Annotated in this window: 13 protein-coding genes; all 13 read left to right on the top strand. The window is 73.8% G+C overall.

Translation table 11 applies throughout. The annotated features are described in order from the left end of the window. Nucleotides 1-51 precede the first annotated feature (51 nt). The 13 genes from hrcA to OG500_RS26190 all read left to right on the top strand — a co-directional run bounded on the left by hrcA (nucleotide 52) and on the right by OG500_RS26190 (nucleotide 13,678). Nucleotides 52-1,260: a heat-inducible transcriptional repressor HrcA gene (hrcA, locus tag OG500_RS26130; RefSeq protein ID WP_327069299.1), complete on the top strand. Its 1,209-nt coding sequence runs from the start codon at nucleotides 52-54 to the stop codon at nucleotides 1,258-1,260. A gap of 78 nt (nucleotides 1,261-1,338) precedes the next feature. Continuing rightward, a complete protein-coding gene (gene dnaJ, locus OG500_RS26135; protein WP_327069300.1) occupies nucleotides 1,339-2,475 on the top strand; it encodes a molecular chaperone DnaJ in 1,137 nt (378 codons plus the stop codon). Nucleotides 2,476-2,571: 96 nt separating this feature from the next. After that, nucleotides 2,572-3,321, top strand: coding sequence for a 16S rRNA (uracil(1498)-N(3))-methyltransferase (locus OG500_RS26140; RefSeq protein ID WP_329583799.1), 750 nt, complete (start codon nucleotides 2,572-2,574; stop codon nucleotides 3,319-3,321). 58 nt (nucleotides 3,322-3,379) lie between these two features. Further along, a complete protein-coding gene (locus tag OG500_RS26145) occupies nucleotides 3,380-6,709 on the top strand; it encodes a S41 family peptidase (RefSeq protein ID WP_329583801.1) in 3,330 nt (1,109 codons plus the stop codon). A 127-nt stretch (nucleotides 6,710-6,836) separates the two neighbouring features. Further along, on the top strand, nucleotides 6,837-7,190 hold the full coding sequence (locus OG500_RS26150) for an HIT domain-containing protein (protein WP_327069303.1): 354 nt from the start codon (nucleotides 6,837-6,839) through the stop codon (nucleotides 7,188-7,190). A gap of 2 nt (nucleotides 7,191-7,192) precedes the next feature. Further along, complete coding sequence (locus tag OG500_RS26155; protein ID WP_329583804.1) at nucleotides 7,193-8,110, top strand: ribonuclease Z; 918 nt, start codon at nucleotides 7,193-7,195, stop codon at nucleotides 8,108-8,110. 291 nt (nucleotides 8,111-8,401) lie between these two features. Then, nucleotides 8,402-9,439 carry a PhoH family protein gene (locus OG500_RS26160; protein WP_327071696.1) on the top strand — a complete coding sequence of 346 codons (1,038 nt, stop codon included), beginning with the start codon at nucleotides 8,402-8,404 and terminating at the stop codon, nucleotides 9,437-9,439. A 14-nt stretch (nucleotides 9,440-9,453) separates the two neighbouring features. Further along, complete coding sequence (ybeY, locus tag OG500_RS26165; protein WP_327069305.1) at nucleotides 9,454-9,948, top strand: rRNA maturation RNase YbeY; 495 nt, start codon at nucleotides 9,454-9,456, stop codon at nucleotides 9,946-9,948. Between the two features lie 6 nt (nucleotides 9,949-9,954). Beyond that, nucleotides 9,955-11,295, top strand: a complete 1,341-nt coding sequence (locus OG500_RS26170; protein ID WP_327069306.1) for a hemolysin family protein — start codon at nucleotides 9,955-9,957, stop codon at nucleotides 11,293-11,295. Between the two features lie 78 nt (nucleotides 11,296-11,373). Beyond that, on the top strand, nucleotides 11,374-11,727 hold the full coding sequence (locus OG500_RS26175) for a cytidine deaminase (protein ID WP_327069307.1): 354 nt from the start codon (nucleotides 11,374-11,376) through the stop codon (nucleotides 11,725-11,727). A gap of 70 nt (nucleotides 11,728-11,797) precedes the next feature. Then, entirely contained in the window at nucleotides 11,798-11,950 is a 153-nt protein-coding gene (locus OG500_RS26180) for a hypothetical protein (RefSeq protein WP_327069308.1), read from the top strand. 100 nt (nucleotides 11,951-12,050) lie between these two features. Then, on the top strand, nucleotides 12,051-13,001 hold the full coding sequence (gene era, locus OG500_RS26185; RefSeq protein WP_327069309.1) for a GTPase Era: 951 nt from the start codon (nucleotides 12,051-12,053) through the stop codon (nucleotides 12,999-13,001). A 77-nt stretch (nucleotides 13,002-13,078) separates the two neighbouring features. Then, nucleotides 13,079-13,678, top strand: a complete 600-nt coding sequence (locus OG500_RS26190) for a hypothetical protein (RefSeq protein ID WP_327069310.1) — start codon at nucleotides 13,079-13,081, stop codon at nucleotides 13,676-13,678. Nucleotides 13,679-13,740 lie beyond the last annotated feature (62 nt).

Raw genomic sequence — 13,740 nt, forward strand, 5'->3', positions numbered from 1 at the left:
TCAGGGCAGGACCTGGTACCTGGACAACGCGCGAAGAGGGAGGTGCGTGCCATGTTCGACGAACCCGATTCCGATCCGCGTCCGAGCGGCCGCGAGCCGGCGGCCACCGAGGCCACGAGAGTGCAGCGCACCGCCGCCGGCCCTCGGGCAGCGGCCAAGTCCGCGCCGCCGCGTGCCGCGGGGCGCGCCTCCGGCGCCGCCGCCGCGCGCCCCGGCGGCGAGCCGGGCGGCCTGGAGGTCCGCCAGCTCGACGAGCGCAAGCTCTCCGTGCTGCGTGCCATCGTGCAGGACTACGTCGGCACCGAGGAGCCGGTGGGTTCCAAGGCGCTGGTCGAGCGGCACAACCTCGGCGTCTCGCCGGCCACCGTGCGCAACGACATGGCCACCCTCGAAGAGGACGGCTACATCCAGCAGCCGCACACCAGCGCCGGCCGGATCCCGACCGACAAGGGCTACCGGCTCTTCGTCGACCGGCTGGCCGAGGTCAAGCCGATGAGCGCCCCCGAGCGGCGCGCGATCCGGCACTTCCTGGACGGTGCGGTCGACCTGGACGACGTGGTCGCCCGGACCGTGCGGCTGCTGGCCCAGCTGACCCGGCAGGTCGCGGTGGTCCAGTACCCCTCGCTGACCCGCTCCACGGTCCGGCACATCGAGCTGGTCGCGCTGGCGCCCGCCAAGGTGATGCTGGTGCTGATCACCAACACCGGCCGGGTCGAGCAGCGGATGGTCGACTGCCCGGGCCCGGTGCGCGAGAGCACCCTGGCCGACCTGCGCGCCCGGCTCAACGCCCGGGCCGGCGGCCGGCGCTTCCCCGACGTCCCGTCCCTGGTGGAGGACCTGCCCGCGGCCTTCGAGCCGGCCGATCGGCCGATCGTCTCCACCGTGCTCTCCACGCTCTTCGAGTCCCTGGTGGAGCAGAACGAGGAGCGGATCATGCTGGCCGGCACGGCCAACCTGACCCGCTTCGGCCATGACTTCCCGCTCACCATCCAGCCGGTGCTGGAGGCGCTGGAGGAGCACATGGTCCTGCTGCGCCTGCTCGGTGAGACCAACGAGGCCGGGATGACCGTGCGGATCGGCCGGGAGAACGAGTACGAGGGCCTGAACTCCACCTCGGTCGTCTCGGTCGGCTACGGCTCGGGTGACGAGAGCGTCGCCAAGCTCGGCGTGATCGGGCCCACCCGAATGGATTACCCCGGCACCATGGGGGCGGTGCGGGCGGTCGCCCGGTATGTGGGGCAGATCCTGGCAGAGTCCTAACCGGTCCCTGCGTACATTGGGTGGCGCAGCGGCAGTACCAGCAGCACTTTTCTAGAGGCGGAACAAGCGGAGTATTTGGTGGCCACGGACTACTACGCGGTACTCGGCGTCCGACGGGACGCGGGGCAGGACGAGATCAAGAAGGCGTTCCGGCGCCTTGCCCGTGAACTGCACCCGGACGTCAACCCGGACCCGAAGACGCAGGAGCGGTTCAAGGAGATCAACGCCGCTTACGAGGTGCTCTCCGACCCGCAGAAGCGGCAGGTCTACGACCTGGGCGGGGACCCGCTCTCGCCGGGCGGCGGCGGGGGCGGCTTCGGCGGCGGTGCGGCGGGCTTCGGCTTCTCCGACATCATGGACGCCTTCTTCGGCGCGGCCTCGGGCCAGCGCGGCCCGCGCTCGCGCACCCGGCGCGGCCAGGACGCGATGATCCGCCTGGAGATCACCCTGGAGGAGGCCGCCTTCGGCACCACCAAGGAACTCCAGGTCGACACCGCCGTCACCTGCACCACCTGCAGCGGCGAGGGCGCGGCCCCCGGGACCTCGGCCCAGACCTGCGACATGTGCCGCGGCAAGGGCGAGGTCTCCCAGGTCACCCGTTCCTTCCTGGGCCAGGTCATGACCTCGCGCCCGTGCCCGCAGTGCCAGGGCTTCGGCACCGTGGTGCCGACCCCGTGCCCGGAGTGCGCGGGCGACGGCCGGGTCCGGGCCCGGCGCACGCTGACGGTCAAGATCCCCGCCGGTGTCGACAACGGCACCCGGATCCAGCTGGCCGGCGAGGGCGAGGTCGGCCCCGGTGGTGGTCCGGCCGGTGACCTCTACGTGGAGATCGCCGAGATCAACCACCCGACCTTCCAGCGTCGCGGCGACGACCTGCACTGCACCGTCACCATCCCGATGACGGCCGCATCCCTCGGCACCCAGGTGCCGCTGCAGACCCTGGACGGTCCGGAGGAGGTCGACATCCGGCCCGGCACCCAGTCCGGCCAGTCGATCCCGCTGCACGGACGGGGCGTCACCCACCTGCGCGGGGGAGGCCGGGGCGACCTGATAGTGCATGTCGAGGTCCAGACGCCGACCAAGCTCGACCCCGAGCAGGAGGACCTGCTGCGCCGCCTCGCGGTGCTGCGCGGCGAGGAGCGGCCCTCGGGCCTGTTCTCGCCCGGTCAGCAGGGGCTCTTCTCCCGGCTGAAGGACGCCTTCAACGGCCGCTGAGCGGCCACCAGTTTCATCGGCACAGGGGTGGGCCCGGAGCATCCAGGCCCACCCCGACCCGTTTCGAGGCCCGACCCGTACCGAGGAAAGCGCGCCATGACCGCACCCGTCTTCGTCGTCGAGACCGCCCAGCTGGCCACCGCCGCGGCCGGGCACTCCATCCGCCTGGACGGACCGGAGGGCCGGCATGCGGCCGCCGTCAAGCGCCTGCTGCCCGGCGAGGCGGTCACCCTGACCGACGGTCTGGGCCTGGGCGGCCACGGCACGGTGACCGCCGTGCACGGCAAGGACGCGCTCGACGTCACGCTCACCGAGGTGCGCGCCGAGGCCGAGCCCCGGCCGCGGATCACCGTGGTCCAGGCGCTGCCCAAGGGGGACCGCGGCGAGCTGGCGGTGGAGACGATGACCGAGGTCGGCGTCGACGTGGTGATCCCGTGGGCGGCCGCCCGCTGCATCACCCAGTGGAAGGGCGAGCGCGGCGCCAAGGCGCTGGCCAAGTGGCGCTCCACCGCGCGCGAAGCGGGCAAGCAGGCCCGCCGGCTGCGCTTTCCCGAGGTGCGCGAGCCGATGACGACCCGCCAGCTGGCCCCGCTGCTGGCCGGCGCCGCGTTCGCGGCCGTGCTGCACGAGGAGGGGGCCGAGCCGCTGGCCACCGCCGCGCTGCCCGCCGAGGGTGACCTGGTGCTGATCGTCGGACCGGAGGGCGGGGTGAGCCCGGAGGAACTGGCGGCCTTCGCGGAGTGCGGCGCGCGCCCCTACCGGCTGGGTTCCTCGGTGCTGCGCACCTCCACGGCGGGCGTGGCGGCGGGCGCCCTGCTGCTGGGCGGCACCGGTCGCTGGTCCTGATCCCGTTCCTCCTGGGAATCGCTGGTGGCACCGGCCGGGAGCTGCATAACCTGACGCCGTGACGGAATCCGAGAGCACCTCTGCCGGCGCCTACCTGCGCCACCCGCACCTGCACGGCGACCTGGTGACCTTCGTCGCCGAGGACGACATCTGGCTCGCCCCGCTGGACGGTGGCCGGGCCTGGCGGCTGACCGCGGACCGCTCCCCGGTCTCCCACCCGCGCTTCTCGCCGGACGGCCGCTCGATCGCCTGGACCTCCACCCGCGACGGTGCGGCGGAGATCCACCTCGCGCCCGTCGACGGCGGCGAGGCCCGGCGGCTGACCCACTGGGGCCACACCGCCCGGACCCTGCTGCGGGGGTGGACCCCGCAGGGCGAGCCGGTGGCGGTCACCAGCGCCGGCCAGGCGACGGCCCGTCAGGCCTGGGCCTTCGCCGTCCCGCTGGACGGCGGGCAGCCGCGCCGGCTGCCCTTCGGGCCGATCGGGCACCTCGCCTTCGAGGCCGCCGCCCCGACCCCCGAGGCGACCCCGGACGCCGCTCCCGACGAGGCGTCCGGCGACCGGGTCCTGCTGCTGTCCGCCTACAGCGCCGAGCCCGCCCGCTGGAAGCGCTACCGCGGCGGCACCGCCGGGCGGCTGTGGATCGGCACCGAGGGCGGGGAGTTCACCCGCCTGCACAGCGAGCTGGACGGCAACATCGAGTCCCCCCTCTGGGTGGGCGACCGGATCGCCTTCCTGAGCGACCACGAGGGCAGCGGCCACCTCTACTCCAGCCGCCCCGACGGCTCGGACCTGCGCCGCCACACCCACCCCTCGCCCGGCGCCCCGTTCTACGCCCGCAACGCCGCCACCGACGGCACCCGGGTCGTCTGGCACAGCGGCGGTGAGCTGTGGCTGCTGGACGCGCTGGACGGCGTGGCCCGGCCGCGCCGCCTCGCGGTGCACCCGGCCGGCCCGCGCACCGGCCGCCGCCCCTACCCGCTGCCGGCGGCCGGGCAACTGTCGACCGCCGCCCCGGACGCCACCGGGCGCGCCGCCGCCGTGGTGGTGCGCGGCACCGTGCACTGGCTGACCCACCGCGAGGGCCCGGCGCGGGTGCTGGCCGAGACCCCGGGGGCGCGTGCCCGGCTGGCCCGGGTGGTCCCGCCCACCGAGGCGGGCGGCCCGCAGGGCGCGCTCTGGGTGACCGATGCCGAGGGCGACGACGCGCTGGAGTACGCCCCGGACGCGCTGGCGGCCGAGCGGCGCCGGTACGCGGCGGGCGGCCTGGGCCGGGTGCTCGGCCTGCAGGTCGCCCCGGACGGCCGGCACGCCGCCGTCGCCGCGGACGACGGTCGGCTGCTGCTGGTCGCGCTGGCCGACGGAGCGGTGCGCGAGCTGGCCCGCAGCGTGGACGGCGAGGTCAGCGGGCTGGCCTTCGCCCCGGACTCGGGCTGGCTGGCCTGGTCGCAGCCGACCCTGGGCCCGTGGCTGCTGCGCCAGATCATGCTGGTGAACCTCGCCTCGGGCGAGGTCGCCGAGGCCACCCCGCAGCGGTTCATCGACACCTCGCCCGCCTTCACCGCCGACGGCAAGCACCTCGCCTTCCTGTCGATGCGCAACTTCGACCCGGTCTACGACGCGCACAGCTTCGACCTGGGCTTCCCCACCGGAGCCCGGCCCTACCTGCTGACGCTGGCCGCGGACACCCCCTCGCCGTTCGGGCCCCGGCGCGGTGGCCGCCCGGTGGACGGCGCGGAGGAGAGCGCCGAGACCTCCGAGCCGTCCACCGGGCAGCCCGAGGCGGGCGGGCAGCCGGCCGCGGAGGCGGCCGAGGGCCCGTCGGCGCCCACCACCGTGGTGGACCTGGCGGGGCTGGCCGACCGGATCGTGCCGTTCCCGGTCGAGGGCGGCCGGTTCGGCGAGCTGCGGGCGGCCAAGGACGGCGTGCTGTGGACCCGCTACCAGGTGGTCGGCGAGCTCGGTGACGACGCCGCCACGCCCGAGGACGAGCGCCCCGGTCCGGTGCTGGAGCGCTACGACCTGGCCAAGCTGCGGGTCGAGCAGTTGCTGGACAGCCTGGACACCTTCGCGGTCAGCGCGGACGGCAACCGGCTGGCCGTGCTCGACGGCGGCGAGCTGCGGATCGTGCCGGCCGACCACAAGGCCGCCGAGGAGGACGAGACCCGGGTGGACCTGGCGCGGCTGCGGGTCACCGTGGACCCGGCCGCCGAGTGGCGCCAGATGTTCGACGAGAACGGCCGCCTGATGCGCGACAACTTCTGGCGTGCCGACCTCGGCGGGGTCGACTGGGCCGGGGTGCTGGCGCGCTACCGCCCGCTGGTCGAGCGGCTGGGCTCGCACGACGAGCTGGTCGACCTGCTCTGGGAGGTGGTCGGCGAACTCGGCACCTCGCACGCCTACGTCTCGCCGCCCGGGCGGGGCGCGTCCGGCGCACGGCCGCAGGGCCGGCTCGGCGCCGACCTGGTGCGCGACGGCGAGGTGTGGCGGATCGCCCGGGTGCTGCCCGGCGAGTCCTCCGACCCCAGGGCCCGCTCCCCGCTGATGGCCCCCGGCGTCGCGGTGAAGGCCGGTGATGCGCTGCTCGCCGTGGACGGCCGCCCGGTCGACCCGGTGACCGGGCCCGCCGCGCTGCTGGCCGGCACCGCCGGGCAGCCGGTCGAGCTGACCGTCCAGCGGGCCGACGGCACGGTGCGCCACCCGGTGGCCGTCCCGCTCGCCGACGACGAGGCGCTGCGCTACCACGACTGGGTGGCCGGGCGCCGGGCGGAGGTGCGCCGGCTCTCCGGAGGGCGGCTCGGCTACCTGCACATCCCGGACATGATGAGCGCCGGCTGGGCCCAGCTCCACCGCGACCTGCGGGTGGAGCTGGCCAAGGAGGGCCTGCTGGTCGACCTGCGGGAGAACCGCGGCGGCCACACCTCGCAGCTGATCCTGGAGAAGCTCTCCCGACGGATCATCGGCTGGGGCCGCGGTCGCGGCCTGGCGACCGCCGAGCCCTACCCGGGCGAGGCGCCGCGCGGACCGGTGGTGGCGCTGGCCGACGAGCACGCCGGCTCGGACGGCGACATCGTCAACGCCGCGATCCAGGCGCTCGGCATCGGCCCGGTGGTCGGCACCCGGACCTGGGGCGGGGTGATCGGCATCGACAGCCGCTACGGCCTGGTGGACGGCACCTCGGTCACCCAGCCCAAGTACGCGACCTGGGTGGAGGGCTACGGCTGGGGCCTGGAGAACCGCGGGGTCACCCCGGACGTCGAGGTCCCGATCGCCCCGCACCACTGGGCGGCCGGGCAGGATCCGCAGCTGGCCGAGGCGGTGCGGATCGCGCTGGAGAGCCTGGCGACCACGCCTGCCAGGACGCCGCCGCCGCTGCCGGAGCTCTGAGCGCTCCAGGCCCGTCCGCGGGCCCGGCGGGAGACCCCCGCCGGGCCCGCGGACGCCGGCCGGCTCGGCTAGGCTGCGGTTCCGTCAGACCGTCAGATGCCGACGATGTAGTGCGAAGGAGCCCCGGATGTCCGGCGAGCCGCAGGCGGACTGCCTGTTCTGCAAGATCGTGGCGGGTGAGATCCCGGCCACCGTGGTCCGCAAGACCGAGCGCACCATCGCCATCCGGGACATCAACCCGCAGGCACCCACCCACGTGCTGGTGATGCCGTACGCGCACTACCCGAACGCCCCCGAGCTCGCCGCCGCCGAGCCGGAGGTCGCCGCCGAGCTGCTCACCGAGGCCGCCGCGGTCGCCGCCGACGAGGGGCTCGCCGACTACCGGCTGATCTCCAACGTCGGGGCCGGCGCCGGTCAGACCGTCTTCCACGTCCACGTCCACGTGCTCGGCGGCAAGCCGCTGCGCGAGGGCATGGTCTGACGGTGTCGCAGCGCGAACTCGTCGTCCTCGGCACGGCCAGCCAGGTGCCGACCAGGCACCGCAACCACAACGGCTACCTGCTGCGCTGGGACGGCGAGGGACTGCTCTTCGACCCGGGGGAGGGCACGCAGCGCCAGATGCAGTACGCCGGGGTCTCGGCCACCGACCTGACCCGGATCTGCGTCACCCACTTCCACGGTGACCACAGCCTGGGTCTGGCCGGGGTGGTCCAGCGGATCAACCTGGACCGGGTCCCGCACCCGGTGCACGCCTACTACCCGGCCGGCGGGCAGGTCTTCTTCGACCGGCTGCGCCGGGCAACGGCGTTCCACGAGACGGCCGAGCTGCGCCCGCACCCGGTCGAAGAGGCGGGCGCGCTGCCCGCCGAGGGCGCGCCGTTCGCGCTGGAGGCGGTGCGGCTCTCGCACCCGGTGGAGGCCTTCGGCTACCGGCTGACCGAGCCCGACGGGCGCCGCCTGCTGCCCGAGCGGCTGGCCGCCCTCGGCATCGCCGGTCCGGCGGTGGGCCGGCTGCAGCGCGAGGGCGCGATCGAGCTGGACGGGCGGCTGGTCACCCTGGCGGAGGTCAGCGAGGTGCGGCGCGGCCAGCGCTTCGCCTTCGTGATGGACACCCGGCTCTGCCCGGGCGCCGAGGCGCTGGCCGAGGGCGCGGACCTGCTGGTGATCGAGGCGACCTTCCTGACCGCCGACGCCCGGCTCGCCGAGGAGCACGGCCACCTGACCGCCGCCCAGGCCGCGCGGCTGGCCGCCGCGGCGGGTGTGCGGACCCTGGTGCTGACCCACTTCTCGCAGCGCTACCCGGACCTGGCCGGTCACCTGGCCGAGGCCCGCGAGCACTTCGACGGCGAGCTGGTGATCGCCGAGGACCTCGCCCGGGTGCCGGTGCCGCCGCGACGGTGACGTCCGCGGTGCGCCGCCCAGGGGGGCGAAAAGCGCTGGCGTCCCTCGCGGAACTGGCCCACCATCGATCGGGCCGCGTCACAGCGAACACCTGCGCGGCGTACCCTGGTGACCCCGGAACCGACCGAGCGGCACCCCGAGAGACGGATGGGATGAGGCAGGCCTCAGCGCCGACCCATGAGCGAACCGATGAGTGACACCGCACAGCATGGCGCGCAGAACGGCGCGAGGGCCGCCACCCGCGACGGTGACGGATCGACCGCCCGGATCGTGATCCCCGAGAAGCACCCGATGGTCACCCTGCTCGGTGCCACCGACTCCCTCCTGCGGGTGATCGAGCGCTCGTTCCCGCGGACCGACATCCACGTGCGGGGCAACGAGGTCACCGCCACCGGCGACAGCGCCGACATCGCCCTCGTCAAGCAGCTGTTCAGCGAGATGATGCTGGTGCTGCGCACCGGCCAGCCGCTGACCGAGGACTCCGTGGAGCGGTCCATCGCGATGCTGAAGAGCGCCGCCGCCGACCCCGACGGCGCGGCCGAGAGCCCCTCGGCGGTCTTCACCGCGAGCATCCTCTCCAACCGGGGCCGCACGATCCGCCCCAAGACGGTGAACCAGAAGAACTACGTCGACGCCATCGACCGGCACACGATCACCTTCGGGATCGGGCCGGCCGGTACCGGCAAGACCTATCTGGCGATGGCCAAGGCCGTGCAGGCGCTGCAGGCCAAGGAGGTCAACCGGATCATCCTGACCCGCCCGGCGGTCGAGGCCGGCGAGCGGCTCGGGTTCCTGCCCGGCACCCTCTACGAGAAGATCGACCCCTACCTGCGTCCGCTCTACGACGCGCTGCACGACATGATGGACCCCGACTCGATCCCGCGGCTGATGGCGGCGGGCACCATCGAGGTCGCTCCGCTCGCCTACATGCGCGGCCGGACCCTGAACGACGCCTTCATCATCCTGGACGAGGCGCAGAACACCTCGCCCGAGCAGATGAAGATGTTCCTGACCCGCCTTGGCTTCAACTCCCGGGTCGTGGTCACCGGTGACACCAGCCAGATCGACCTGCCGGGCGGTACCCGCAGCGGTCTCAAGGTGGTCCAGGAGATCCTGGCCGGCGTCCCGGACATCCACTTCTCGATCCTGACCAGCACCGACGTGGTCCGCCACAAGCTGGTCGGCCGGATCGTGGACGCCTACGAGCGCTGGGACGCCGAGAACGGCGAGGACCCGGGCCGCGAGGCCCAGGGCCAGTCCTCGCGCAAGAGCGCCCCGCGCGGCCCCCGCAGCCGCACCCCCCGACAGCCCCATCGCACCGAAAGCTGAGTCGACACCGCTCCATGTCCATCGACATCGCCAACGAGTCCGGCTGGGAGGCCGACGAGGAGTCCATCCTCGACGTCGCCCGCTTCGCCCTCGACAAGATGCGGATCCATCCGCTGTCCGAACTGTCCGTGATCCTCGTGGACGCCGAGGCGATGGAGCAGCTGCACATCCAGTGGATGGACCTGCCCGGTCCCACCGATGTGATGTCCTTCCCGATGGACGAACTGCGCCCCGGCAAGGAGGGCGAGGAGCTGCCGCAGGGCCTGCTCGGCGACATCGTGCTCTGCCCCGAGGTGGCCAAGGCGCAGGGCCTGGCCGCGCCCTCCAAGCACTCGATGGACGAGGAGCTGCAGCTGCTCACCGTCCACGGGGTGCTGCACGTGCTCGGCTACGACCACGAGGAGCCGGAGGAGGAGCAGGCCATGTTCGGCCTCCAGAAGCGGATCCTCGACGACTGGCGGGCCGGTCGCGGGCTGTCGGGGATCTCCCCGGCCCCGACGACGCACTGATCCGGTATGAGTGGCGATAGTACGAGCTTTCTCGTTGCGTCCTTCCTGCTGGTGATGCTGGGCTGGCTGGCCGCCTGTGCGGAGGCCGGCATCTCCCGGGTCTCCCGGTTCCGGGCCGAGGAGGCCGTGCGGGCCGGGCGGCGCGGCGCCGACCGGCTGCTGACCCTGGCCTCCGACCCGATCCGCTACCTCAACCTGGCCACCCTGATCCGGGTGGCCAGCGAGATGGCGGCGGCGGTCATGGTCACCGTGGTCTGCGTGCGCAACCTCAGCCAGGCCTGGCAGGCGATCCTGCTGGCTTTCGGCGTGATGGTGCTGGTCTCGTTCGTCGCGGTCGGCGTCTCGCCGCGCACCATCGGCCGCCAGCACCCGCTGACCACCGCGACCGCGGCCTCCTTCGTGCTGCTGCCGCTGGCCGCGGTCCTCGGCCCGATCCCGCGGCTGCTGATCCTGCTGGGCAACGCGCTCACCCCCGGCAAGGGCTACCGCGAGGGCCCCTTCGCCTCCGAGGCGGAGCTGCGCGCGCTGGTCGACCTGGCCGAGAAGGACGACCTGATTGAGGACGACGAGCGCCGGATGGTGCACTCCGTCTTCGAGCTGGGCGACACCATCGTGCGCGAGGTGATGGTGCCGCGCACCGACCTGGTGATGATCGAGCGGCACAAGACGGTCCGCCAGACCCTCACCCTGGCACTGCGCTCCGGCTTCTCGCGGATCCCGGTGGTCGGCGACAACGAGGACGACGTGGTCGGCATCGTCTACCTCAAGGACCTGGTCCGGCGCACCCACGTCAACCCGGAGGCGGAGGCCGACCAGGTGGACACCGTGATGCGCCCGGCCGTCTTCATCCCGGACAGCAAGCCGGTGGACGACCTGCTGCGCGAGATGCAGCAGATGCGCTCGCACGTGGCGATCGTGATCGACGAGTACGGCGGCACCGCCGGCCTGGTCACCATCGAGGACATCCTGGAGGAGATCGTCGGCGAGATCACCGACGAGTACGACCGGGAGACCGCCCCGGTGCAGGACCTCGGCGACGGCTCCTACCGGATCACCGCCCGCCTGCTGGTGGAGGACCTCGGCGAGCTGTTCGGCATCGAGCTGGAGGACGAGGACGTCGAGACGGTGGGCGGCCTGCTCGCCAAGCACCTGGGCCGGGTGCCGATCCCGGGCTCGGCCTGCGAGATCCCGCTGCCGCCGGACGGTCCTTCGGGGCCGGCCGCGATCACCGCGATCCGGCTGACCGCGGAGAGCTCGGCCGGGCGGCGCAACCGGATCGGCACGGTGGTGGCCGCGCCGGTCGGGCCGCAGCCGCAGGTCCAGCAGGAGCAGGGCGAACCTGTCTGACCCCGGCCGGCCGGCCCTCCGGGCCGGGCCGCGTGGCGCCCCGCGGGGTGAGGCGTGGGGCCCCGCGGGTGGCCGCTTATGCTCGGCGGCATGACTGACCTTGATCCCGAAGACCAGAAGATCATCACGCTGGCCCGCTCCGCCCGGGCCCGCAACGGTGTGGCCGAAGGCGCGGCGGTGCGCGACGAGACCGGGCGCACCTACGTGGCCGGCTCGGTGGAGCTGGCGTCGCTGCGGCTGACCGCCGTGCAGGCGGCCGTGGCGATGGCGGTGGCCAGCGGGGCCAAGGGGCTGGAGGCGGCGGCCGTGGTGACGGCCGAGGCGGCCCCGGCGGCGGCCGACCTGGCCGTGGTGGGCGACCTCGGTGGCGCGGGCACGCCGCTGCTGCTCGCCGGGCCGGACGGCACCCTGCGGGTCCGCGCCGAGGCCTGAGCCACCCGAGAGCTCCAGCAGAGCCCCGTAAGTAGGAAAAGCAGATAATCTCGCCCGAGGGGGTGGGGTCATGCTCGGGGCACTCGGATTCTTCGCGGCGCTGCTGGCCGTGGTGATGGGCATGGGGCGCTGGCACGAGACCGGCTCGCCCTACTGGCTGGGCGGATCGATCGCGCTGCTGGTCCTCACCCTGCTCGGGGCGCTGCAGTCGCGCCGCAAGTGACCGCGGCCACCCCGTCCTGCGGCCGCCGCGGGCCCCGGCTGCCGGGTCCGACGCGGCGCTCGGGCGGGGGTGGCCGGGGGCGATCGGCCGATCAGGGAGAATGGTCCCCATGAGCGACACCCCCTCCTCCCCGGCAGCCCCCTACCGTTCGGGCTTCGCGTGCTTCGTCGGCCGACCCAACGCGGGCAAGTCGACCCTGACCAACGCCCTGGTGGGAACGAAGGTCGCGATCACCTCCGACCGCCCGCAGACCACCCGGCACACCGTGCGCGGCATCGTGCACCGCCCGGACGCGCAGCTCGTCCTGGTCGACACCCCCGGCCTGCACAAACCGCGCACCCTGCTCGGCGAGCGGCTCAACGACCTGGTCCGCTCCACCTGGGCCGAGGTGGACGTGATCGGCTTCTGCCTGCCCGCCGACCAGAAGCTCGGCCCCGGCGACAAGTTCATCGCCAAGGAACTGGCCGAGATCAAGAAGACCCCCAAGGTGGCCATCGTCACCAAGACCGACCTGGTCGACTCCAAGCGGCTGGCCGAGCAGCTGATCGCCATCTCCCAGCTCGGCGCCGAGCTCGGCATCGAGTGGGCGGAGATCATCCCGGTCTCGGCGGTCGGCGACAAGCAGGTGGGCCTGGTGGCCGAGCTGCTCACCAAGCTGCTCCCCAAGGGCCAGCCGCTCTACCCGGACGGCGACCTGACCGACGAGCCCGAGCAGATCATGGTCGCCGAGCTGATCCGGGAGGCCGCCCTGGAGGGCGTGCGCGACGAGCTGCCGCACTCGCTGGCCGTGGTGGTCGAGGAGATGATCCCGCGCGAGGACCGGCCGGCCGACCGCCCGCTGCTGGACATCCACGCGAACGTCTACATCGAGCGGCAGAGCCAGAAGGCCATCGTGATCGGCGCGAAGGGGGCCCGGCTCAAGCACGTCGGGACGACCGCGCGCAAGCACATCGAGGCGCTGCTCGGCACGCCGGTCTACCTCGACCTGCACGTCAAGGTGGCCAAGGACTGGCAGCGCGACCCGAAGCAGCTGCGCAAGCTCGGCTTCTGACCGCCAGCGCTTTACCCATGCTTTGCCCAAATGGGGCAGAGATTTGGGAAAGCTGAACAATTCAATATCATCAGTGGATGCAGAATGCCGTGATCACCCACGCCGTGGGTGTCGCCGTCCCGGCCGGAGAGGTCCGCGCGGTGCTGCCCCGGATGCGCACCGGCGGCTATCTGCTGGCGACCGGTCCGGGCGGCACGGCCCTGCTGCCGGATCCGCCGCGCCTGCGGCTGGGACTGCGGTCGGGACTGTGGCCCGGACCATGGCCGGAGCCGGCCGGCGAGCGGCGGGTCCGCCGGTTCGCCCGGGACCTCGCCGTCGAGCTGGCGGCCCCGGTCTGGCACCTGCTGGACCGGGCGGGCGGCACCCGCGCCACGGTGCTCACCCCCGAGGGTGCGGCGGCCGGGCTCGACTGGCCGGCCGGGGCGGCGGCGCGCCGGGCCGACTGGGAGCGGCGCTGCATCCGTCTCGCGACCATGGCCGGCCACCCCGGGCGGGGTGTCGCGCTGGCCGGACTCTGCCGTGCGGCGGCCGTCGCCGACGGGCCGGCCGCTGGTGCGCCGCTGCTCGGGCAGCTGTGTGAACTCTTCGGTCTGCCGGTGCAGTTGGTCGGCCACTCGCCGGTCTCCCGGGCCGTCGCGCACGGTCGCGGCGCGGTCCGCTTCGAGGGTCGGCGGTAGCCGACCGCGCGCCGGTGGGCGGTAAGCGGGCAAGGGGCAAGCGGCCAGCAGTCGGTGGCAGG

The organism is Kitasatospora sp. NBC_01250 (genome assembly GCF_036226465.1).
Classification (GTDB): domain Bacteria; phylum Actinomycetota; class Actinomycetes; order Streptomycetales; family Streptomycetaceae; genus Kitasatospora.